This is a genomic window from Vibrio sp. B181a (assembly GCF_030248375.1).
GTDB lineage: Bacteria > Pseudomonadota > Gammaproteobacteria > Enterobacterales > Vibrionaceae > Vibrio > Vibrio campbellii.
This window is the reverse complement of record NZ_JAHGAD010000027.1, coordinates 71,982-95,190: the sequence shown is the minus strand read 5'-3', so window position 1 is coordinate 95,190 and position 23,209 is coordinate 71,982. Positions and strand designations below refer to the sequence as shown.

Annotated in this window: 6 protein-coding genes; 4 read left to right on the top strand and 2 right to left on the bottom strand. The window is 46.5% G+C overall.

Going from position 1 to position 23,209, the window contains the following annotated elements:
- Window positions 1-13: 13 nt before the first annotated feature.
- Genes vctD through vctC form a run of 3 tightly spaced genes read left to right on the top strand, consistent with a single transcriptional unit; the run spans window position 14 to window position 2,650 of the window.
- A complete protein-coding gene (vctD, locus tag KIO97_RS13625) occupies window positions 14-949 on the top strand; it encodes an iron chelate uptake ABC transporter permease subunit VctD (RefSeq protein WP_285382976.1) in 936 nt (311 codons plus the stop codon).
- Complete coding sequence (gene vctG / locus KIO97_RS13620; RefSeq protein ID WP_061009456.1) at window positions 942-1,892, top strand: iron chelate uptake ABC transporter permease subunit VctG; 951 nt, start codon at window positions 942-944, stop codon at window positions 1,890-1,892. The genes vctD and vctG overlap by 8 nt, the downstream gene beginning before the upstream one ends.
- A 2-nt stretch (window positions 1,893-1,894) precedes the next feature.
- Window positions 1,895-2,650: an iron chelate ABC transporter ATP-binding protein VctC gene (gene vctC, locus KIO97_RS13615; protein WP_285382972.1), complete on the top strand. Its 756-nt coding sequence runs from the start codon at window positions 1,895-1,897 to the stop codon at window positions 2,648-2,650.
- Window positions 2,651-2,736: 86 nt separating this feature from the next.
- Here the strand turns inward: vctC and cueR are convergent, their stop codons facing one another.
- Window positions 2,737-3,123 carry a Cu(I)-responsive transcriptional regulator gene (gene cueR, locus KIO97_RS13610; protein ID WP_005431823.1) on the bottom strand — a complete coding sequence of 129 codons (387 nt, stop codon included), beginning with the start codon at window positions 3,121-3,123 and terminating at the stop codon, window positions 2,737-2,739.
- 168 nt (window positions 3,124-3,291) lie between these two features.
- The gene (locus tag KIO97_RS13605; RefSeq protein WP_005431786.1) at window positions 3,292-3,540 is read right to left on the bottom strand and encodes a YgjV family protein; all 249 of its coding nucleotides are present in this window, start codon (window positions 3,538-3,540) and stop codon (window positions 3,292-3,294) included.
- An 863-nt stretch (window positions 3,541-4,403) separates the two neighbouring features.
- Here KIO97_RS13605 and KIO97_RS13600 point away from each other — a divergent pair.
- Complete coding sequence (locus KIO97_RS13600) at window positions 4,404-23,039, top strand: retention module-containing protein (protein ID WP_285382969.1); 18,636 nt, start codon at window positions 4,404-4,406, stop codon at window positions 23,037-23,039.
- The last annotated feature ends 170 nt before the right edge of the window (window positions 23,040-23,209 follow it).

Sequence of the window (23,209 nt, the reverse complement as noted above, 5' to 3'; positions counted from 1 at the left end):
GCAGAGGTTAACTTTGAAAAAGTTATTGCTTGTTCTTGTTGCTCTAAGCGTCGCGTCGTTGTTTGTTGGGGTGGGAAATATGACACCCCAACAGTTGTTTTCGGGTGATGCAAAAGCACTAGAACTCTTCTTCACTAGCCGGATTCCGCGCCTATTTGCGATTCTGCTTGCTGGGGCCGGGCTAAGTATCGCTGGATTAGTGATGCAGCAAATTAGCCAAAACCGATTCGCTGCGCCTTCAACAACAGGCACGATTGAGTGTGCCATGCTTGGTTACGTAATGAGTGTGGTGTTTTTTGGTAGTGGCGAACAGCTTTGGCTTGTCTTTGGTGTCTCTATTCTTGGCACTTTAATGTTCGTTCAGTTCATTCAGCGTATCCAATTTAAAAGCGTCGTATTTGTGCCGCTCGTGGGCATCATCTTTGGTAACGTTGTTGACGCTGTCACTACTTTTATTGCCTACAAATACGATGCACTACAAAGTCTGTCTGCGTGGAGCGTGGCAAACTTTGCCAACATTTTGCACGGTGATTTTGAGCTGCTCTATATCGCTGTCCCCGTCGCCCTTTTAAGTTACTTGTTTGCGGCACGAATTTCTGCGGTTGGTATTGGTAAAGACTTTGCAGTAAACCTTGGTCTTAACTACCAACAAGTGGTGATATTAGGTGTACTTTTGGTGTCGGTAATGTCAGCCAGTGTGGTGATGATCGTTGGTCAACTGCCGTTTCTTGGACTTATCGTGCCAAACTTAGTCAGTTACTTCTACGGTGATAACCTCAAACGCAATATCCCGCTTACTGCCATGTATGGAGCGTTCCTTGTTTTAGCGTGTGACCTGGTTAGCCGAGTGATCATTTTCCCTCATGAAATGCCTATTTCAATTGTGATCAGCATCTTGGGTGGTGTGGTGTTTATCGCGATGTTGTTGCGAGGTAAGCAAAGTGCGTGATTCCAAGAAACTGATCTTATTGGCAGGCATTGCGCTGCTTTTTGCATTTTTGTTTATTGGTATTGGCTTAACAACAGATAACTACCAGTACTTTTTGTCGCGACGTGTACCTAAAGTGTTAGCCATGGTATTGGCAGGTATTGCGATTGCTCAATCTTCATTGGTGTTCCAAACCATTACCCATAACCGGATCCTCACCCCTAGCATCATGGGATTTGATGCGTTGTATGTGTTGACGCAAGTTCTGGTTGTTTTGTTGTTTGGTGGTTTAAGCGCTCTCGTTCTGAATGTTTACATCAACTTCTCGATTGCGGTATTGGTGATGGTAGGCTTTTCGCTATTGCTGTTTGGATTTTATTTTTCAAAAGGCGGGCGTAATCTCATCACTTTGCTGTTGGTTGGGCTGATCTTTGGGCAGTTGTTTAGCAATATTGCGGTGTTCTTCTCTCTTCTGATGGACCCAAATACCTTTGCGTTTGTGCAATCTAAACTGTATGCCAGTTTCAACAATGTGAAGGTGAACTTGGTGTATCTAAGCTCGCCAATATTGTTCATCGCTTGTTGGTTGTTGTATCGCATGCATCACACCTTAGATGTGTTTTGGCTCGACCAGGACAATGCTAAGAGTCTAGGGGTTGATGTCCCTAAAGTGACGCGCAACGTCTTCATTCTCTCCGCGCTTCTCATTGCCATCTCGACCGCGCTTGTCGGCCCTATCATGTTTTTTGGATTGTTGGTGACAAACTTAAGTCGTGAGATGTTCCGCTCCTACCAGCATCGTACCCTGTTAATAGGCTGCTCATTGATGGCAATTTGTGCCTTATTGTCGGGGCAATGGATTATAGAAAACGTCTTTTCATTTGAAACGACGTTGAGCGTAGTGATTAACTTTATTGGCGGTATTTACTTCTTGTATCTATTGCTGAAAAACAAAGTCGTATAAACATGATTATTATAGATAAACTAACGAAAGCATTTGGTCCCAACAAAGTGGTTGATGAGGCCGATACTCAATTTGAAAAAGGGAAAGTAACGTCAATTATTGGCCCTAACGGAGCAGGGAAGAGTACGTTACTATCAATGGCGTCGCGATTGACTGAGCGTGATGGTGGTAGTGTTATGATCGACTGTAAAGAGATTGCTGAATGGGACACCAAAGAGCTTGCAAAAAAGCTGGCGGTACTGCGCCAAGCAAATACAATTACGATGCGTTTTACCGTAAAAGAGTTGGTCTCATTTGGACGATTCCCTTATTCGAAAGGTAACCTAACCAAAGATGACCATGCGTTAATCGACCAAGCTATCGACTACTTAGATCTGAAAGAAATTCAAGATAAATTCTTAGATGAATTGAGTGGTGGTCAACGACAGCTGGCCTTTATTGCAATGGTGATTGCCCAAGATACGGATTACGTTTTTCTCGATGAACCATTGAATAACCTTGATATCAAGCACTCACTACAGATCATGAAAGTCGTTCAGAGTCTTGCGCACGATATGAACAAAGCCATGGTGGTGGTGATTCATGATATTAACTTTGCTGCGTGTTATTCCGACGAGATCCTTGCCCTCAAGAAAGGGAAAGTAGTGGCCAGTGGGAAAGTCGAAGAGGTGATTCAGTCTTCAACGCTAGAGGATATCTACGAGACTCCGTTCAATATCATTGAGCTTAATGGCAAGCGTATGTGCACTTACCATTAAAGTTATGTTTTATCGACCAAAATTCCGTTAAAGCAGAGCTCATCAAAACAATAGCCCAGCAAGGTAAAGTAGAAACAGTGACGGGTTTACTTGGTGAGCTCGTCCATGATCGGACAGCGGCTCTTTGCATCCCCAGGACATGAAGAAACCCAGCCCTCCAACTGCTTTTTAATCTCCACTAAGTGGGCAATTTTTTGCTCCACTTCATGAAGTTTGTCCATGGTTCGTGCTTTTACTTCGCTACTTTTGCGGTTTGGGTTGTGTGCCAATTGCACGAACTCTTTGCATTCTTGTAATGAGAAACCGGCGTTTTTTGCTCTGGAAACAAGGTTTAGCTCTTGGATGTGTTTTTCAGAATATTCGCGATAGCCGGAGTCGCTGCGAGCTGGTGACGAAATGATGCCTTTGTCTTCGTACATACGAATCGATTTAGAAGACAATCCTGTGAGTTTTGCAACTGCACCAATATTCATGATGACCTCTGTGTTTCAGATAACCTTTCTCGCGAGTATAACGCTAAGTGTTGGTGTTCAAAAACGACTTTAATGCTGTTTTTCGTCTGTCGATTCGGTGGGCTAAAAATTTGGCAAACAAAAAAGCCCGTAAGCATAACACTTACGGGCTTTCTAAAATCGTTTTAACTAGGCTTCTTCAGGCGCTAGGCTTTTTTTTTCCTGCTGCATTTTTGCAAGGAAGTACACGTTAACACATGCAATAAAGCCGTTTGTTAGTACTACTGGCCATGAATCAATCATCAAACCGTAAGCTGTGAATAGTGCACAGCCGATAAAGTTAAGGATACGAAGCTTAACGATATCTTTCATAGTTAGTGAGATAGCAACCATGATTGAAGCCGCGTAGCCTAGAATCTCAACCATATTCATTTCCATTATTTGACCCTCTTAAATCTGCCGAATTTTGTCGGTACCACTTCTTCTCATCTTGAGATTAACGAGGAAGCTCCATGCCTCGAATGGTCTTTTTCGTTTTGATGGGTGCACTATAGCAATGGAAAAACCGTGATGAAAGCCTCAAATAAAGGTTAAGAGAAGGTTAGCGATTACGCAAACGTTTAGGAGAGAAATTATTGATAATTTTACTTATTGTGTTGATTGATATTAGTGATGGCAACAATAGATAAAACAAAGTTGAAGGAAGGTAAACAATAACATAATATTGCAAATGAGAATTATTATTAATTAAGTTTGATTTATGCCAATTGCTATTAGTCTTATTTTTTCGTTTGCTCTTATCATGCGGACAAAACCGAATTCACTGGGAGTTGGGGTTCATATCCTAACTCACATACTACTGTTGATTTTTATCCCTTCTTCCTATGTTATTCAGTATCTTATCGTGATGTTCTTTACTTCTCCTTTGCTTATTAGGTTGGCAAAGCGTTCGTCTACATATGATGTTTTGTTTGCCTTTCTACCCTTACTTATTGGCACTGGTGGCTTGATTCTCACTTCTTAGGTTGTTCAACTTTTCTTCTCACTGGATTGAAACTAATCTTTGTCTAATAAGCTTTTTGTTTCATAAAATTAATGGATAGTTTGCATTTGAATGTGTCGCATACTTGTGACTTGGTGAGGTTTTCATTTCATGTGGTTAACGAAAGAACAAAATTTGATTGTTTATTGACTCAATAGTTAGTTAAATCAGTCTGGTGAGATAATGTGAATCACATTTCTATAAACTAAAATAATTTATAAAGGTCTAACGAAGTGCGTTAGCCATTAGCGGGGGTCAGATGAGTACACAAGCTGTGCCGCAAGAAGTTGTAGTAGATGCTGTCAAAGGGGATGTTTACGCGCTAAGCCTTGAGGGGAAGGTGAGAGCGATAAACGTTGGGGATGTATTAGTTCCGGGTGATGTCATCATCACTGAAAACGGCGCTTCCATTGAAGTGATTGCGGAAGGCTCACTCTATCTCGTGGATGAGAATTGTGTAGCCTGCATACCGGCACCATCTTTAGAGCAACAACCGACAGACGCGGTTGTTCAAGCGCCCGTTGATGGCCAAATCAATGTCGATCCAACAGCGGCGGCTGACGCCGAATTTGGGGCTGAGGATGTTGCCGCGATTCAGCAAGCCATTTTAGAAGGCGCTGACCCTACGGCTATCCTTGAAGCCACAGCCGCGGGTCCGGCTGGCGGCGGCGGTGGTTCTGGGTCTGCAAACGCAGGCTTTGTTACTGTTGAATACAATAACCCCGAAGTATTGGCCTCAACGTTTTTTGAAACCTCAGCTCCGACTGGTAACACGGATACTGAAGATGATCCTGACGGCTTAAATGTCACCGTTTTTGCCGATGGTGGCCAATCTCTTTCTTCTCAAGTAGTAGAAGGCTCCATTTCTCTATCAAGCTACCCGCAAACCATTTCTTCCACTGTACAAGTTGAAGCTGGTGATCTCGCACTTGATACTGCTTCATTTGTACCTGAGACGTCCTCATTAGAGTCTCTGTTAACTGAGCTTAACAGTGATATTACTTCTGGTGGTCAGCCAGTAGCGTTCGTTTATGACGAAGCGCAAAATGCCATTATTGGCACCCAAGAAGGTAACGAAGTACTTCGTATCGAGATCGAAGCGACATCTTTAGGCCGTGATTTAGAGTTAGAGGTCGTTACCACGATTAGCCAGGGTATTGACCACGTCGCGTCTGTTGCTGATGGTCAAGTATCGATCGTCGGTGATCAAATCAATATCGCTTTTGATATTACAGGCGCAGATATTGGTGGTAACAGCATTCAAGCGCCTATTGATTTTACGACAATCGTTATTGATGGCGATGATCCTGCGCCGCAAAACGTTACTTTTGAAAACGTTGAATCTTCTTCTACACCAATCACTGGCACCTTTGTTGATATTGGTAGTGATCAATTAGCAACGGTCACGTTTAATCAAGAAGGACTTAGTCAGTTCGATGGCCTACTGAGTGATAATCAGACGACAGAAGCGGTACTCTCTGAAGACGGCAGTACTATCACCTTGTCCATTGCTGGCTCGAGTGAAACCGTCTTAACCATCAGTCTGAACACCGATGGTACCTACCAATTTGAGCAATTTAAGCCGTTAGAACAAACAAATGGTGAAGATACGATTGAGCTCTCGTTACCAACCACAATCGTCGACTTTGACCAAGATACGGCAAGCAACACCTTTACGATGACCATCCTTGATGGCGATAACCCAGTGATTGAGAACGTGACGGGATTGTCTTTAGACGAGGCGGGTGTTGACCAAGGTTCACAGGAAGGCGCGGTAGTAACGAGTGGCACTGGGTCGATCACGACAGCGGTTGGTAGTGACATCATTGACCACTATGAGTTGGAACCTACTGAGTTTAACGTTGGTGGGGAACTCCAATCTCAAGGGCAAGTTGTTCAACTGGAACTCGCGTCCGAGAGTAATGGCGTGCGTACTTACGAAGGCTTCATTGAGCTGGATGGCGTGCGTATCACCGTATTTGATGTGGCGATTGATGCGCCTGCATTGGGCGAATACCAATTCAACTTGTATGAACAACTCGACCATACGGGTGCCAACGATGACTCGCTTACTTTCTCACTGCCAGTTTACGCGGTAGATGCAGATGGCGACCGCTCCTCGATTACCGACGGTTCAAACACTCCAGAAGCAGCGCAAATTGTCATTCAAGTTCAAGATGACGTTCCTACGATTGATGGTGTTGATGCGCTGGCTGTCGATGAAGACGATTTATCAAGTATTGGCTCCGATCAAAGCGACTCTGTGCTCGCGCAAGGTAGCTTTACGACGACTCAGGGCTCAGACCGTGTTGTTAGTTATCAATTAGAGAGCGGTACTGATCCACTCAATGGGTTGGAATCACAGGGTCGATCTATCTCTCTGACGGAAACAACCAACTCAGATGGCAGCTTTACCTATTCTGCAACGGCAGAAGGGGACGCTATCTTCACCTTACAAGTGAACGCTGACGGTTCTTATTCATTTATCCTTGAAGGCCCAATCGATCATGCTGTGGGTAGCGATAGCTTAACGCTAGACTTCAATATTGTCGCAACGGACTTTGACGGTGACACCAGTTCACTTGTTCTACCAGTTACCATTGCTGATGATGCGCCAACCATTAATGACGTTGTTGCTCTTACCGTCGATGAAGATGACTTAAGTTCGGTAGGCTCTGACCAATCACAGCCGACATTGGTTGAAGGTCAGTTCACGACAACTCAGGGCTCTGATGGCGTCGTACAGTATCAGTTGGATGTAAATGCTGACCCTTTAAATGGCCTGCAATCTCAAGGGCAAACCGTCTCCATTGCCGAAACGCAAAATGCAGACGGCAGCTACACCTACAGCGCAACGGCAAATGGCAGCGCAGTCTTCACATTGATCTTGAATACTGACGGCTCGTACAGTCTTGAGCTGCAAGGTCCAATCGACCATGCGGCAAATAGCGATAGCTTAACCCTTGATTTTAGCGTTATTGCTACCGATTTCGATGGTGACACAAGCCAAATCGTATTGCCTGTTACCATCGAGGATGATAAGCCAACCATTACCGATGTCGATGCGATTACCGTTGATGAAGATGACTTAAGCACGATTGGCTCAGATCAAACTGATCCGATTTCAATCGATGGCAACTTCACCACCACACAAGGCTCTGACCGAGTGGTGAGCTATCAGCTTGATGCTTCTGCAACACCCGTTGACGGCCTTACATCACAAGGCGTGTCAGTCACACTGACGGAAACTGTAAACGGTGACGGTAGCTACACTTATGAAGCGACAGCAGGAACTGAAGCCGTATTTACGCTGACCGTGAATACGGATGGCTCATACAACTTCACGCTTGAAGGGCCAATTGACCACGCGGTAGATAGCGATGAGTTAACACTGAACTTCCCAATCATCGCGACCGACTTTGATGGCGACACCACAAACGCCACGATCCCTGTGACGATCGTCGACGATAAGCCAGTTATTACTGACGTCGACGCAATCACGGTTGATGAAGATGATCTCGCGTCTATCGGTTCAGACCAAAGCAATCCAATTTCTATTGATGGTAACTTCACCACCACACAAGGTTCAGACCGAGTGGTGAGCTACCAACTCGATGGCACATCAACACCAGTTGACGGTTTAACATCGCAAGGCGTGGCTGTCACATTAACTGAAACTGCAAACGGTGATGGCAGCTTCACCTACGAAGCAACAGCGGGCTCTGAAGCGGTCTTTACGCTAACAGTGAATACTGATGGATCTTACAACTTCACGCTAGAAGGGCCAATTGATCACGCGGTGGATAGTGACGAGCTGATACTGAACTTCCCAATTATCGCAACCGACTTTGATGGCGACACCGTCATAGAAACGATTCCAGTCACAATTGTTGATGATGTACCGACCATCACAGCGGTGGATGCGTTGAGTGTCGATGAAGATGACCTTAGCGGTGTGGGTTCAGACCCAGGCGGCGATCTGTTGGTTGAAGGGGCGTTTACAACCACACAAGGCTCTGACCGAGTGGTGAGCTATCAACTGGATTCAACCGCTGATCCTGTTGTGGGGCTGACCTCTCAAGGTGAGGCGATTATCTTGGTGGAAACCGCGAATGGCGACGGCAGCTTTACCTATGTTGCGACCGCTGACGGCAATCCTGTTTTCACGTTAAACGTAGCAACAGATGGCACTTACGACTTTACGCTGCAAGGCCCGATTGACCATGCCGCCAACAGCGATAGCCTGACGATTGATTTCCCAATTATTGCCACCGATTTTGATGGTGATACGACTTCGGCAACCATTCCGGTCACGATCACGGATGATGCGCCAATCATCGATAATGTTGTGCCTCTTGCAGTAGACGAAGATGATTTATCAGGTATTGGCTCAGACCAAACTGACGCTGTTTATGTTGAAGGCGCGTTCACGACCACTCAAGGCTCAGACCGTGTGGTGAGCTACCAACTTGATTCAACGGCTGATCCTGTTTCAGGGCTAACCTCCCAAGGCGAGCCTGTTACTTTGGTAGAGACTGCGAATGCTGATGGCAGCTTTACTTACGTGGCTACCGCGGATGGCAATCCTGTCTTCACCATGAACGTGAATGCTGACGGTACATACAACTTCCGTCTGGAAGGGCCGGTCGATCACGCGTTAAACAGCGATGAATTAGTACTGAACTTCCCAATCATTGCTACAGACTTTGATGGCGATACGACGACTGCGATCATTCCAGTCACGATTACTGATGACGTGCCAACCATTGACAACGTTGTTCCACTAACAGTAGACGAAGATGATCTTGCCTCAATTGGCTCAGACCAAAACGATGATGCGTTCATGTCGGGTTCTTTTACCACAACTGAAGGCTCAGACAGTGTTGTTAAATACCAGCTTGATGCAACGGCAGATCCAGTAGCAGGGTTGACCTCTCATGGTGAGCCTGTCGTGCTTGCAGAGACAGCAAATGGTGATGGCAGCTTTACTTACACTGCCACAGCAAATGGCAATGACGTATTTGAATTGGTGGTGAAGCCAGACGGCAGCTACACCTTTACTCTGCAGGGCCCACAAGACCATGCGGTGAATAGCGACAGCCTGCAAATTGATTTCCCGATTATCGCAACAGACTTTGATGGCGATACGTCGACAGAAACACTACCTGTCACCATCGTTGATGATAAACCAACCATCACTGACGTAGACGCAATCCGTGTGGATGAAGATGACTTAGCGGCGATTGGCTCTGACGGCTCAGATCCAATTTCAATCGATGGCAACTTCACTACAACGCAAGGCTCTGATGGGGTAGTAAGCTACCAATTAGATGCTGCTGCAACGCCAGTTGATGGTCTAACATCACAAGGTGTGGCCGTCACGCTGGCTGAAACCGCAAACGGCGACGGTAGCTACACTTATGAAGCGACAGCAGGAACTGAAGCAGTATTTACGCTGACCGTTAATACGGATGGTTCATACAACTTCACGCTGCAAGGTCCAATCGACCATGCGACAGACAGTGATGAGCTGACACTGAACTTCCCAATCATCGCAACGGATTTTGATGGTGATACCACCACAGAAACGATCCCAGTCACCATCGTGGATGATAAGCCAACCATTACCGATGTCGATGCGATTACCGTTGATGAAGATGATTTAGGCACGATTGGCTCAGACCAAACTGACCCGATTTCAATCGATGGCAACTTCACTACCACACAAGGCTCTGACCGAGTGGTGAGCTATCAGCTTGATGCTTCTGCAACACCCGTTGACGGCCTTACATCACAAGGCGTGGCAGTGACACTGACGGAAACCGCAAACGGCGATGGTAGCTTTACTTACGAGGCGACAGCGGGTACTGAAACGGTCTTTACGTTGACAGTGAATACCGATGGCTCTTATAACTTCACGCTTGAAGGGCCAATCGACCACGCAGTGGATAGCGACGAGCTGACACTGAACTTCCCAATCATCGCGACCGACTTTGATGGTGACACCACAAATGCCACTATCCCGGTCACCATCGTGGACGATAAGCCAGTTATTACTGACGTAGATGCCATTACGGTTGATGAAGATGATCTAGCGTCAATCGGCTCAGACCAAAGCAATCCGGTTTCTATTGATGGTAAGTTCACCACCACACAAGGTTCAGACCGAGTGGTGAGCTACCAGTTAGATGCTTCTTCAACACCGGTTGACGGTTTAACCTCGCAAGGTGTGGCGGTCACATTAACTGAAACTGCAAACGGTGACGGCAGCTTTACCTACGAAGCAACCGCGGGCTCTGAAGCGGTCTTTACGCTGACAGTGAATACTGATGGATCTTACAACTTCACGCTAGAAGGGCCGATTGATCACGCTGTTGATAGTGATGAGCTGACACTGAACTTCCCAATTATTGCAACCGACTTTGATGGCGACACTGTCACAGAAACCATTCCAGTTACGATTGTTGATGATGTACCGACCATCACAGCGGTGGATGCGTTAAGTGTCGATGAAGATGACCTTAGCGGTTTGGGCTCGGACCCAGGCGGCGATCTGTTTGTTGAAGGCGCGTTTACCACCACTCAAGGCTCAGACCGAGTGGTGAGCTATCAACTGGATTCAACTGCTGATCCTGTTGCGGGGCTGACCTCTCAAAGTGAGGCGATTACCTTGGTGGAAACCGCGAATGGCGACGGCAGCTTTACCTATGTTGCGACCGCAGACGGTAATCCTGTTTTCACGTTAAACGTAGCAACAGATGGCACTTACGACTTTACGCTGCAAGGCCCGATTGACCATGCAGCTAATAGCGACAGCCTAACGATTGATTTCCCAATTGTTGCCACCGATTTTGATGGTGATACGACCACGGCAACCATTCCAGTTACGATCACGGATGATGCACCAATTATCGACAATGTCGTGCCTCTGGCTGTAGACGAAGATGATTTATCAGGTATTGGCTCAGACCAAAGTGACGCAGTGTTTGTTGAAGGCGCGTTCACGACCACTCAAGGTTCAGACCGTGTGGTGAGCTACCAACTTGATTCAACTTCTGACCCTGTCGCAGGTTTAACTTCTCAAGGTGAGCCTGTTACTTTGGTAGAGACTGCGAATGCCGATGGCAGCTTTACTTACGTCGCTACCGCGGATGGCAATCCTGTCTTCACCATGAATGTGAATGCTGACGGCACATACAACTTCCGTCTGGAAGGTCCGGTTGATCATGCGTTAAACAGCGATGAATTAGTTCTGAACTTCCCAATCATTGCAACAGACTTTGACGGTGATACGACAACTGCGACCATTCCAGTCACTATTACTGATGACGTTCCAACCATCGACAACGTTGTTCCACTTACGGTGGATGAAGATGATCTTGCAACAATTGGCTCAGACCAAAACGATGATGCGTTTATGTCGGGTTCTTTCACCACAACGGAAGGCTCAGACAGCGTTGTTAAATATCAGCTTGATGCAACCGCAGATCCAGTAGCAGGGTTGACCTCTCATGGTGAGCCTGTCGTGCTTGCTGAAACTGCTAACAGCGACGGTAGTTTTACTTACACAGCCACAGCAGATGGCAATGCCGTATTTGAATTGGTGGTGAAGCCAGACGGCAGCTACACCTTTACTCTGCAGGGCCCACTAGACCATTCGGTGAATAGCGACAGCCTGCAAATCGATTTCCCGATTATCGCAACAGATTTTGATGGCGATACGTCGACAGAAACACTACCTGTCACCATCGTTGATGATAAACCAACCATCACTGACGTAGACGCAATCCGTGTGGATGAAGATGACTTAGTGGCGATTGGCTCTGACGGCTCAGATCCAATTTCAATCGATGGCAACTTCACTACAACGCAAGGCTCTGATGGGGTAGTAAGCTACCAATTGGATGCTGCAGCAACGCCTGTTGACGGTCTAACATCACAAGGTGTGGCCGTCACGCTGACTGAAACCGCAAACGGCGACGGTAGCTACACTTATGAAGCGACAGCAGGAACTGAAGCAGTATTTACGCTGACCGTTAATACGGATGGCTCATACAACTTCACGCTGCAAGGTCCAATCGACCATGCGGTAGACAGTGATGAACTGACACTGAACTTCCCAATCATCGCGACGGATTTTGATGGTGATACCACCACAGAAACGATCCCAGTCACCATCGTGGATGATAAACCGACCATTACCGATGTCGATGCGATTACCGTTGATGAAGATGACTTAAACACGATTGGCTCAGACCAAACTGACCCGATTTCAATTGATGGCAACTTTACCACCACACAAGGCTCGGACCGAGTGGTGAGTTATCAGCTTGACGCTTCTGCAACACCAGTAGCTGGCCTTACATCACAAGGCGTGGCAGTCTCGCTAACTGAAACCGCAAACGGTGATGGTAGCTTTACCTACGAGGCGACAGCGGGGACTGAAGCGGTCTTTACGCTGACAGTGAATACGGATGGCTCATACAACTTCACGCTTGAAGGTCCAATCGACCATGCTGTTGATAGCGATGAGTTAACGCTGAACTTCCCAATCATCGCGACAGACTTTGATGGCGATACCTCTGCTGAGACAATTCCTGTCAAGATCGTTGATGACAAACCGACACTTGGTGGCATCGAAGCAACAAGTGTGCAAACGGTTGATGAGGATGATATCCCAACAGTCGGATCTGATGGTACACAGTCGAATAGCATTGCCGGTAACTTCATCGCGACTGATGGTTCTGATGGCATTGTGGAGTACGTCGTTTCTGACCTAACGACGCCAGTACAAGGCCTGACCTCTGGTGGTCAATCTCTGGTTATGGTTGAAGTATCAAACGCTGGTGGCGTTTCAGTTTACGAAGCTCGTATTGATGGCACGACGACACCAGTATTCCGTGTGACCCTTGATGCTTCTGATGATAGCTACACGTTCGATTTGCTTGCTCCTCTCGATCATCCAAATGCTGATGGCCAAAATGAACTAATCATCAATTTGCCGATAAACGCGACGGACTTTGATGGAGACGTGTCGAATAACATCACCTTACCAATTACGGTTGTGGATGATGTTCCGACCATTGATGGTTTACTAGCAGGCAGCGAACAAACCGTTGATGAAGATGACCTACCAGCAGGTACAGATGCTGCAAGTGCAGAAGATACTGTTATTTCAGGCACTTTTGATATCACCGAAGGTGCTGACCAAGTTGCTTCTATTCAGCTGAGTGACCTGACCACGCCTGTTGCGTCACTGACTTCAGATGGTGGCGCTATCACCTTAGTTCTGTCTTCTAGCGCAAACGGCGTGAACGTATACCAAGGTGTCGCTGGCAATCCTGCTGAAGTGGTGTTCGAACTGACGTTGGATGCAACGAACAACACCTACGAGTTCGATTTACAGAAGCCGCTTGATCATCCAGATGGTAATCAGCAAAACGAGATTGTTATTAACCTCCCTGTGACGGCGACAGACAATGATGGTGATACTTCACCAGCCTTCACATTGCCAATTACCGTTGTGGACGATGTTCCAGTTGTTACCAATATTGAAAGTCTGCGTGTCGACGAAGATGACTTACCTCTTGGTTCTGATGGCACTAAAGAGCCATTAACGGTATCAGGTGAATTTGAAGTCACTAGCGCAGATGGTATTGATGCTTTCGAATTGGATCTGAGCTCAAATCCTATCCCAAATCTGAAATCGGGTGGAGAAGAGGTAACAGTTTCTCAAGACGTTGGTGCTTCAACTGCTGACGCGCTTGTTTACGTGGGACAAACTCCGAGCGGAGTGACGGTCTTCACGTTGACACTTCATCAAGATGGTAAATACGACTTTGAGTTATCTGGTCAGTTAGATCACGCGGTTAACTCTGATGAGATTTTGTTGAATCTACCTGTGAAGATTACAGATGGCGACAACGATACCATCACTGCGACCTTGCCAGTGGCCATCGTAGATGACAAGCCAACTATTGATGCTATTAGCTCTGGTAGTACCTTGTCTGTGGATGAGGATGATATTCCAAGCCAAGGTTCAGACGACACGCCAGAATCCAATATCATTGGCGGCAACTTTGACGTTACTGATGGTGCCGACTCTATCGTTAGCTTCCAGTTGGATAGCTTAACGTCGCCTGTTTCTGGCCTTACCTCAGGTGGTCAGCCGCTTGAATTGGTTGAGTTTTCAAATTCAAATGGTGTGATTGAGTACCGAGCTTATGTACAAGGTACGACGGATACCGTCTTTAAACTGACGCTAAATGGTTCAGCAGACAGCTATGAATTTGAACTGTTGGGTGCACTTGATCATCCTGCGGGTAACGATGAAAACTCGTTAGTCATCAACTTCCCAGTCAACGCGACCGATTTTGATGGCGATGTGTCCAATAATATCACCTTGCCGATCACAGTGGTGGACGATGTTCCAACTATTGTGAAAGTGACAGACTCCAGCCAGCAAACCGTTGATGAAGATGACGTTGCTGGTGGCTCTGACACGATGAGTAGCGATTCAACGGTATTAACTGGTGGATTTGAAGTCGTTGATGGGGCGGATGAGATTGTTAGCTATCAAGTTTCTGACCTTAATTCTGTTGTGTCAGGGTTAACTTCCAACGGTCAAAACATTGAGCTTAACTTAGTGAGTACTGTTGGTGGCGTAACCAGTTATGAAGCCGTGATTACGGGCACCTCAACCAAGATCTTCACGCTGTCTCTCGATGCGAATAACGACAGTTACCAATTTGAACTGTTGGGACCAATTGACCATGACGTCGTTCAAGGTGAAAACAACCTTGTCATTGATATCCCAATTACAGTTACAGATTTTGATGGTGATACGTCATCATCATTGAACCTTCCAATCACCATTGTTGATGACATTCCTGAAATCACATCAGCCGACGCGCTTTCATTGGACGAGGATGACTTAGTTGACGGCTCGCAGTTGACCAATAAAGACAGCCTAGAAGCAACGGGTAATTTCGATACGGTGGAAGGGGCAGATACCGTTGTCTCTTACCAACTGGATCTGACTTCAAACCCTATTCCAGGAGTCACTTCAGGTGGGTTAGCGGTGACACTTGTTCAAACTGCAGTAAGCAACAACAACTACACCTACCAAGGGCAGACTCCGGATGGAAACTCAGTATTCACCTTAGAACTGAATGCTGATGGCTCTTACAAATTTACCTTGGAAGGGGTATTAGATCATTCTGTACAAGGGGAGGATGAGCTAACCCTCAACCTTCCTATATTTGCTACAGATGTTGATGGTGACACGGCTGGAATCACTCTGCCTGTTTCTATTACTGATGACGTTCCAACCATTTATGATGCATCAATTTCGCGCGTAGAAGGTCAGGGTGGTCGAACAGTACAACTGTTTACAGACCCGGTTGAAGGGGACCTAAATTACGGTGCTGATGGTGCAGAGATTACCTCATTTACCGCAGATAACTCAGGAATTTACTTCAAGCAAAACGGCGTAGACTCCGACACCATAGACCTAAATGGCAGTGATCAAACCGTCTTTGTCCATAAAGTCCTTGATGGCGTTGATACAGAAATTGGTCGCTTGGTCGTGCGTACGGATGGACGAGTGACTTTCCGCCCGAATGACGATCTTGATCATACAGAAACAGATTCCATTGATTTCACTATTAACGTTGTCGCGACCGATGGCGACGGCGATACCAGCGACGCGGATGTCGATATTTCGGTCACGGACCGAAATGCTCAGATCGATACGTCTACGGTTCTCGCTTTTGAAGACCAAGGGCGAGGTGGTGTGGTTGCAGGTATTGATTCTGCAAACACTCAAGATAATTTATCAGCGTTGGATATCACCCCAGCAAAAGTCGACTTAGTTATTAATTTGCATGATATCGATCGAACAGAAAGTCTGGGTGATATTACGATCCGAGACGCAAGCACCCATAACGGTACTTTCTACTACAAAGATGGTAGCGGCAACTATATTGAATTAACGCCTGTGGGTAACACCGTCGTTCTTGATGCATCAAATGTAGAACAGTCCTTCAGTGGTGAGTTTGTTACCTTAGAAAACTTGTATTTTGTGCCGGACCGTCATTCATCAACGGATGCTTCAGGTATCAATCCTCGTATCCGTGTTGAAATTCTTAATAATGGTACGCCAGACCACACAATCAACGGTCGCTTGGGTATCGAAGTGGATGCGGTCGCTGATATCGCGACATGGAATGCAAGCAGTATCTTCGATTATACCGTTGACGAAGATGGCAACAATGTTCAATTGGATATCGAAGCGAACACGCAAGACATCAGCAACCCAGAGGCTATTGTTTATGAGCTCGTCTTTACCGAGGGCGGAGCCAACGCGACGCTTGTCTACTCTGATGGTACCCCAATTCCAGAGGTCGGTGATAAATACCTAGTAGACGCGAGCAGAATTGATGAGGTCGAAGTGGATCCATCGGAGCACTTCTCTGGTCAGATTAAGCTTGATGTGACGGCGATTACTACTGAGAGCACAAACCCACTCACGGGCAAAGAAACGGCGCGCTCTGAAACCGAAGAAATTGTGATTGACGTTAGCCCAGTGGCTGACCAAGCCGATTTTGTGGTGAATCGCATCAACATCTTTGAGGATAATGCGCGCACTCAAGATACCGTAGACCCTGTGACAGACCATGATCCACTTCAGTTGAGCGAAGTCATTACGATGACGCCATCTGTTGATATCGATGGTTCGGAAGAGTTGTTTGTTCGTATTTCAAACTTCTCTGAAAATGGCGTGACATTGGTGTGGTTGGACAATGCTAGCCCAAGCCAGATCAACACGGTTACGGATGGCGGTGGTAATGTATTGTACTACGAAATCCCGGAAGCTAACTTGGCTGACGTGGAAGTGTTACCTCCTTTGCATAGCAATAATGACTTTACCTTTGATGTTGAAGGGATAGTAAAAGATAACGCGTCATTGTCGTCTGGTTCTGCTCAGAATATCCTCTCGTTGGGCACGCAAACCGTGAATGTCGCAGTAAAAGGTGTCGCTGATATTCCAGATGTTGTCTTGATCAATCAAAGCAACAATAGTTGGTCCATATTTGATGATGGTACGACGTCAGGCATTGCGACGACGATTCCTGAAGATGGCGCCGCATTACTGAACTTCTCTGTTGTGTCAGGTGAAGTGAAGGACAAGCCTCTGGACACATCTGAGTCCCTTACTGTCGTGCTTTCAAATATTCCAGATGGTGTTCAGCTGGTTGATTCTGACGGTGGTAGTGTTGACCTAACTTATGTTGGTACTGACATCAATGGTAACCCAATTTATGAAGCTAACATTACTGGTTTGAACTTCAATTCAGGGATCCAAATTATCCCCGAAAGTTCATCAACTGAGAACATCCACATTACTGGTAGCATCATCGTGACGGAAGATGATGGACATACTCGCATTGTCGAGCGAGAGATTCGTGTAAAAGTTGAGCCTGTAATCGATGCACAAGATAACTATGTTGTGAGCTCCGAGGGTAACGAAGATACCCGTATCAATATTGATTGGGAGCCAACGTTGACTCAAAGTCCTGATGCCGACGAGTTTTACGCGGAATTGACTATTAGTGGCTTCCCTGCGGGAAGTACTGTCTACGTGGATGGTGTTGCTCAAACGGTAACAGGCGGTAGTATCACGCTGACCCCAGCGCCTAACGAGTCAGAACAAGATTTCTCAGCGCGAGTGACTCAAGATGGCTACATCCAAGTTCAACTCGAGCAAGATTCGAGTACTGATTTTAGCTTGAGTACCCAAGTGACGGTGAAAGAAATTGACGCTGAATATGTCGATGCGAGTAATCCGGGTGAAGGCATTGCTTCAGCTGTGATTAACGGTACGGTAAATGTGACTGTTAACCCAATTGTTGAAGCAGAAGATTTAACAGGGCCGATTGCCGATCAAACTCGTCTTCTCGTTGAAGATGCCGGAGGTACAACGACCGATGTCGTGAGCTCGGATGCGCTAGGTCATATAGACTTTACTATTAATACATCCGCAGGTGGCCAAGCGGGCGCCAATATCATCAAATATCAAGAATTTGATAACTCGTCAGATGAAGTTGTAACGCAGCTAGTTGTGCAGTTCAGCAATACCGACCCTGAAATTCTTGATCAATTAATCATTGTTGGTGCCTCTAATGAAGGTGATGGCCGTTGGACGATCACCGACGAGGAAAACTTTTCTATTATCGCACCTGCGGGGTTAGACCTAACGCCAAATGATGATTCTGATGATGCGGACAATGGTGGTATTTCATCGATTGGTTTGACGATTTATGCTGAAGTCAATGACTTAGGTGAAGATGCGGTAGAGAAAGACGCGACCGTTATTCGTCAAACCGATATCACTCTAGAGTTCCCAACTGATATCGCACCACAAACGAGTGTGGCGGCTGAGATTGATTTAGACAATACCGTCCAGATTGATGCTAATGAAGACAATCTGATTGATTTTGGTTCGCAGCTTGCGTCGAAACTTACCACGATTAACAGCGATGGTGTTGAAGACGTTCTTACGGTTGTGATTGACCCTTCTGTCCCTGGGGCTCCTCCGGGCCTAGTGGTTGTGGGTACAGACATTGACTTTGTCGATGGTAAATACGTTTTTCAAGCGAGTATTGATGCTAGTGGCAATATTACGGGCTTAGACAGTCTCACCTTACGTGTTGGTGAAGACTGGGCAGGCGACTTTGAGCTACCGGTTATCTTTGTGACTACCGATACATTGTCAGGTGATGAGAAGAGCACACTTGAATCTATCCCGGTACAAGTATTGCCGATTGCGGACGTGCCGAGTTCTTCTGGTGATCAACCACTTGATACTGATGTGACGCCAGATATCACATTGGATATAACTGGCACGCTTGGCCTAGACGCAGATAAACAGCCAGTAAATGACCTGAGTGTTGATGTCCCTACCAATGATGGCGTCGGCTATGAAGATGGTCTGATTCAACTGAACTTGAATATCGACTTTGCGGACGATCGCAATGGCATATTGGCAGGGAGAGAAACGCTTACCAATGTGAAATTGACGCTGGATGATACGACTCTAGGCGAATTTGTCGACGCGAGTGGTAACTCATTAGGCACAAGTGTTGAGTTCAGTGCTGCTGAGATTGCGGCGGGTGCTTTGGATGAAGTTTTATTCAAACCGAAAGAGAACTACCCAGTTGGTGGTGGACAAAATTCGGTTCAAATTAACATTGAAGGAGAGATCACCGATACTGCTCTTATCGATCAAACGACGCTTGCGAATCCTGGAGATAACGTGGATGTGCGTACATTCACCGATAGTGTGTCGTTTGAAATTACGCCTGTTGTGGATGACATTACGATCAGCGGCGCCGATCCTACACAGCCAATTGAGATATCGGGTGGTGAAGATACGCTCATATCACTCAGTCAGTCGGGCACTGGTCTCACCATTAGCCTAAATGATAATGATGGCTCTGAAGAATTTGTATCCTTGAAGCTCACGGGGCTACCAACAGATTTTCTTGTTGATTCAAACTCGTCTGATTACACGGTCAAAAATAATGGTGGAGGTGAGTGGAGTATTCAACTTGCCAACCCAGGTCAGACATCTATTGACCTAAGTGACATTGAAATTCAACCACCGAAAAACTTCAGTGGTGAGGTGGATATCGGTATCACGGTATTTACTCAAGAAGAGCTGTTGAAAGTACCGACTGAGCATACGGGTACTTTCAAGGTCACCATCGATCCAATTGGTGATGATGTTGATGTAAACCCAGATTCCTTGGTGTCAGGTAACGAAGGCGAGGACATTGATATCAACATCAATGCGCTGGTGGTTGATAACAAAGAATCGATTGGTGATGGTGCGAACTATCAAGAAAACGATCCAGAAACGCTACGTGTCGAGATTACAAATGTGCCAGATGGTGCAAGTATTGAACTTGCAGACGGCACGGCGTTTGTTGACCAAGGCGGTGGTGTATTCGTCCTAGAGATTGACGCTCAAGATCTCGATAAAGTAGTGTTTAACTCGGGCGATCGCAACGATAACTCTTGGAATGGCACGCTAGGGTTTAAAGTTCAGGCTGTTGATACCGGTTTAGACGGAGGTCAAAGTCTAGGTACGCCAAAAGAGTTTGATGTCAATGTCGAAGTCGAAGCGGTTAATGACCGTCCAGAGTTTGTTAACACGGTGGATGTGGAAACACCAGAGGATACGCCACTACTGTTGGATGGCTTCAGTATTACCGATGTTGATGCCGTGTTGGATGATCCGAGTGCTGAGTACGTGCTCGATGTTACCGTCGACAGTGGTATCTTGGCGCTAAATCCAACGCTCGTGACGAACTACAACCTAACAGTGAGTGGCGATGGTACGGACTCTGTTGAGCTTAAAGGCACCGTTGCTGATCTAAACAATGCGATTGCCAACGGGCTGATTGAGTTCAATCCAGACCTGAACTTCTTTGGTGATGTTCAAGTTGACGTGACTATCGATGACCAAGGTAATGAAGGTCTCGTAACTGGTGGCGTGGATGACACACTCAACACCAACAGCAGTAGCTTTACTATTGAAGTGACAGAAGTTAACGATACGCCAGAAACGACGCCTGTTACCCTAGCAGATATTGCTGAAGACAGTGGCGTATTCTCTATCTCTGAAGCTGAGTTAATTGCAAACGCTACGGATATTGAAAACGACAACCTCACGGTCAGCAACGTGCAGGTAACGGATCCAAATTCTGGAAGTGTTAGCTTCAACAACGTGACGGGGGAGTGGGAGTTTACGCCTGCACCTGGCTATAACGGCTCTGTCGAAATCACTTACACCATTACAGATGACGGTACGACAAATGGTGCATCCGATCCTAAATCGGTTAATGGCACGGCTTCATTCAATGTAACGGAAGTGAACGATGCACCAACAACGTCTGAAGTGACACTTTCTGATGTTGCGGAAGACAGTGCGGCGGTTGAGCTTACTCAAGCTGATTTGTTGGCGAATGCCTCTGATATCGAGAATGACACATTGACTGTGAGTAACGTTCAATTAGTCGACCCAAGTAGCGGTACATTGGATTTCAATAACGTCTCTGGCACTTGGTCATTTACACCAGCGCCGGGTTACAACGGCACAGTGGATCTTACGTACGACATTACCGATGACGGCACGACGAATGGCGCATCCGATCCTCAAACGACGCCGGGAACAGCAACCTTCGAAGTCACAGAGGTCAATGACTCTCCTGTCACTTCAGAGGTAACGTTAACCAGTACCGAGGAGGATGGCGGGGCTGTAAGTATTACAGCTGCTGAGCTACTAAGTAACGCAAGTGACCCTGAATCAGATAACTTGACCATTAGTAATGTCGCTTTGGCGGATCCTTCGGCTGGTACGTTAACCCAAGTCAATGCGACAGAATGGACGTTTGAACCTGCTGCAGACTTCTTTGGAGACGTTAACTTCACTTACGAAATCACGGATGACGGCACCACTAACGGCGCGCCAGATCCAATCACGATAGCGGGAACGGCAGTACTGAATGTTGAAGCAACCAATGATGCTCCTGAAATTACAGCGACATCGGTGACAGATACGATCAACGAGGCGGATGGTCAGAAGATTACGGGCATTAGCGTGAGTGATATCGATTTTACTGGTGCACAAGCGAATGAGTTGATGACCGTTACCTTGAGTGTGACAGAGGGAGATGTGCGTGTTGAGCCTCCTGTAGGCAGTGGCGTTACGGTTGGAGCGGGTATAGCTGGTGAAGTTATTCTGATGGGTACCCCAGATAACATTAACGCGGTTCTTGGTGCGACTGACGCTTCAGAGGGCGTATTTGTCGATGCGGGAGATGTTGACGCTTCCTCTATCACCTTGTCGGTGAAAGTCGAAGATAATGGAGTGTACTTCGAGAACTCGGCGGGCACGGCGTTAGAAGCGAATCAAGACTTCACCATTAATGTGACGCCTGTGGCTGATGCTCCGACGTTGGGCATTGATCCTCAGTTTAACTACATTAGACAGATTGCTGCGAGCCAAACAGCAAGCGGCCAAGGTCTCGCGATCGTTGGCATCATGGCAGCCTTGACCGACATTGATGAAGTGCTTTCCTTGGAACTCACTGGTGTGCCAGCTAGCGCAGAAGTAACGAGTGGTGTGTCTCCATCAAACATCAACTTTGATGGCACAACCTGGACGGTTCCGAGCGATGAGATAGACACGCTACAAATAATCGCAACGGATACCAATAACGGCATTGATGTAGGTTCTTACGATATTTCTGTTACGGCGATATCAACAGAATCTAATGGTGATGAAGCACAGTCTGCGCCAGTCCAAATTAGCTTGGATGTCAGCGACGACAGTGACGATATTGATCAGTCAAGCGAGACCGATGACAGCTATCTTGTTGGAGGAGATACGGGCATTAACTTGACGGGCGGTGAGGGTGATGACCTTATCGTCGGTGGAGACGGTGATGATGTACTTATTGGCGGCTTGGGGTCGGACATCTTAACAGGTGGAGACGGCAGTGATATCTTCAAGTGGACAGTTGATTCAGTGGATGAAGGGGCAGTTGATACCATTACAGATTTTACTGTGAACGAAGACAGTATTGATTTGCGAGAGGTTATCTCTGATCTAAACAACCCGATGATCGATATGGATGATCTGCTTGGCCACATCACAGCCGATTATGATGCGTCGACAGAAGCTGTGTCCTTGAGCATCACCACGGACGCAAATGTAAGCCAGACGATTGTCGTCGAACATCTGGGCGACTCGATAGACTTCAATGGGCTAACGTCGAATGAAATCGTTGAATCATTGCTGAACAATAATGTTCTAAGTAATGGCTAACGAGAAGCAACAGAGTCGTTAGCTCAAAGAAGGGCAACTAACACGAAAGCAAAAGCGCGATAGCTCATGGAGTTATCGCGCTTTTTAGTATTCAGTCCTTTTACTATGTATACAGTCGAGCACACTCTAGCGGTACATTTGATAGCTCAGCGGTACATCTACTAGCAATG

Excerpts from the sequence above, each read along its gene's own strand:
- KIO97_RS13605 (WP_005431786.1), bottom strand. The coding sequence starts at position 3,540 with ATGGAAATGAATATGGTTGAGATTCTAGGCTACGCGGCTTCAATCATG.
- KIO97_RS13600 (WP_285382969.1), top strand. The coding sequence starts at position 4,404 with ATGAGTACACAAGCTGTGCCGCAAGAAGTTGTAGTAGATGCTGTCAAA.
- vctC (WP_285382972.1), top strand. The coding sequence starts at position 1,895 with ATGATTATTATAGATAAACTAACGAAAGCATTTGGTCCCAACAAAGTG.
- cueR (WP_005431823.1), bottom strand. The coding sequence starts at position 3,123 with ATGAATATTGGTGCAGTTGCAAAACTCACAGGATTGTCTTCTAAATCG.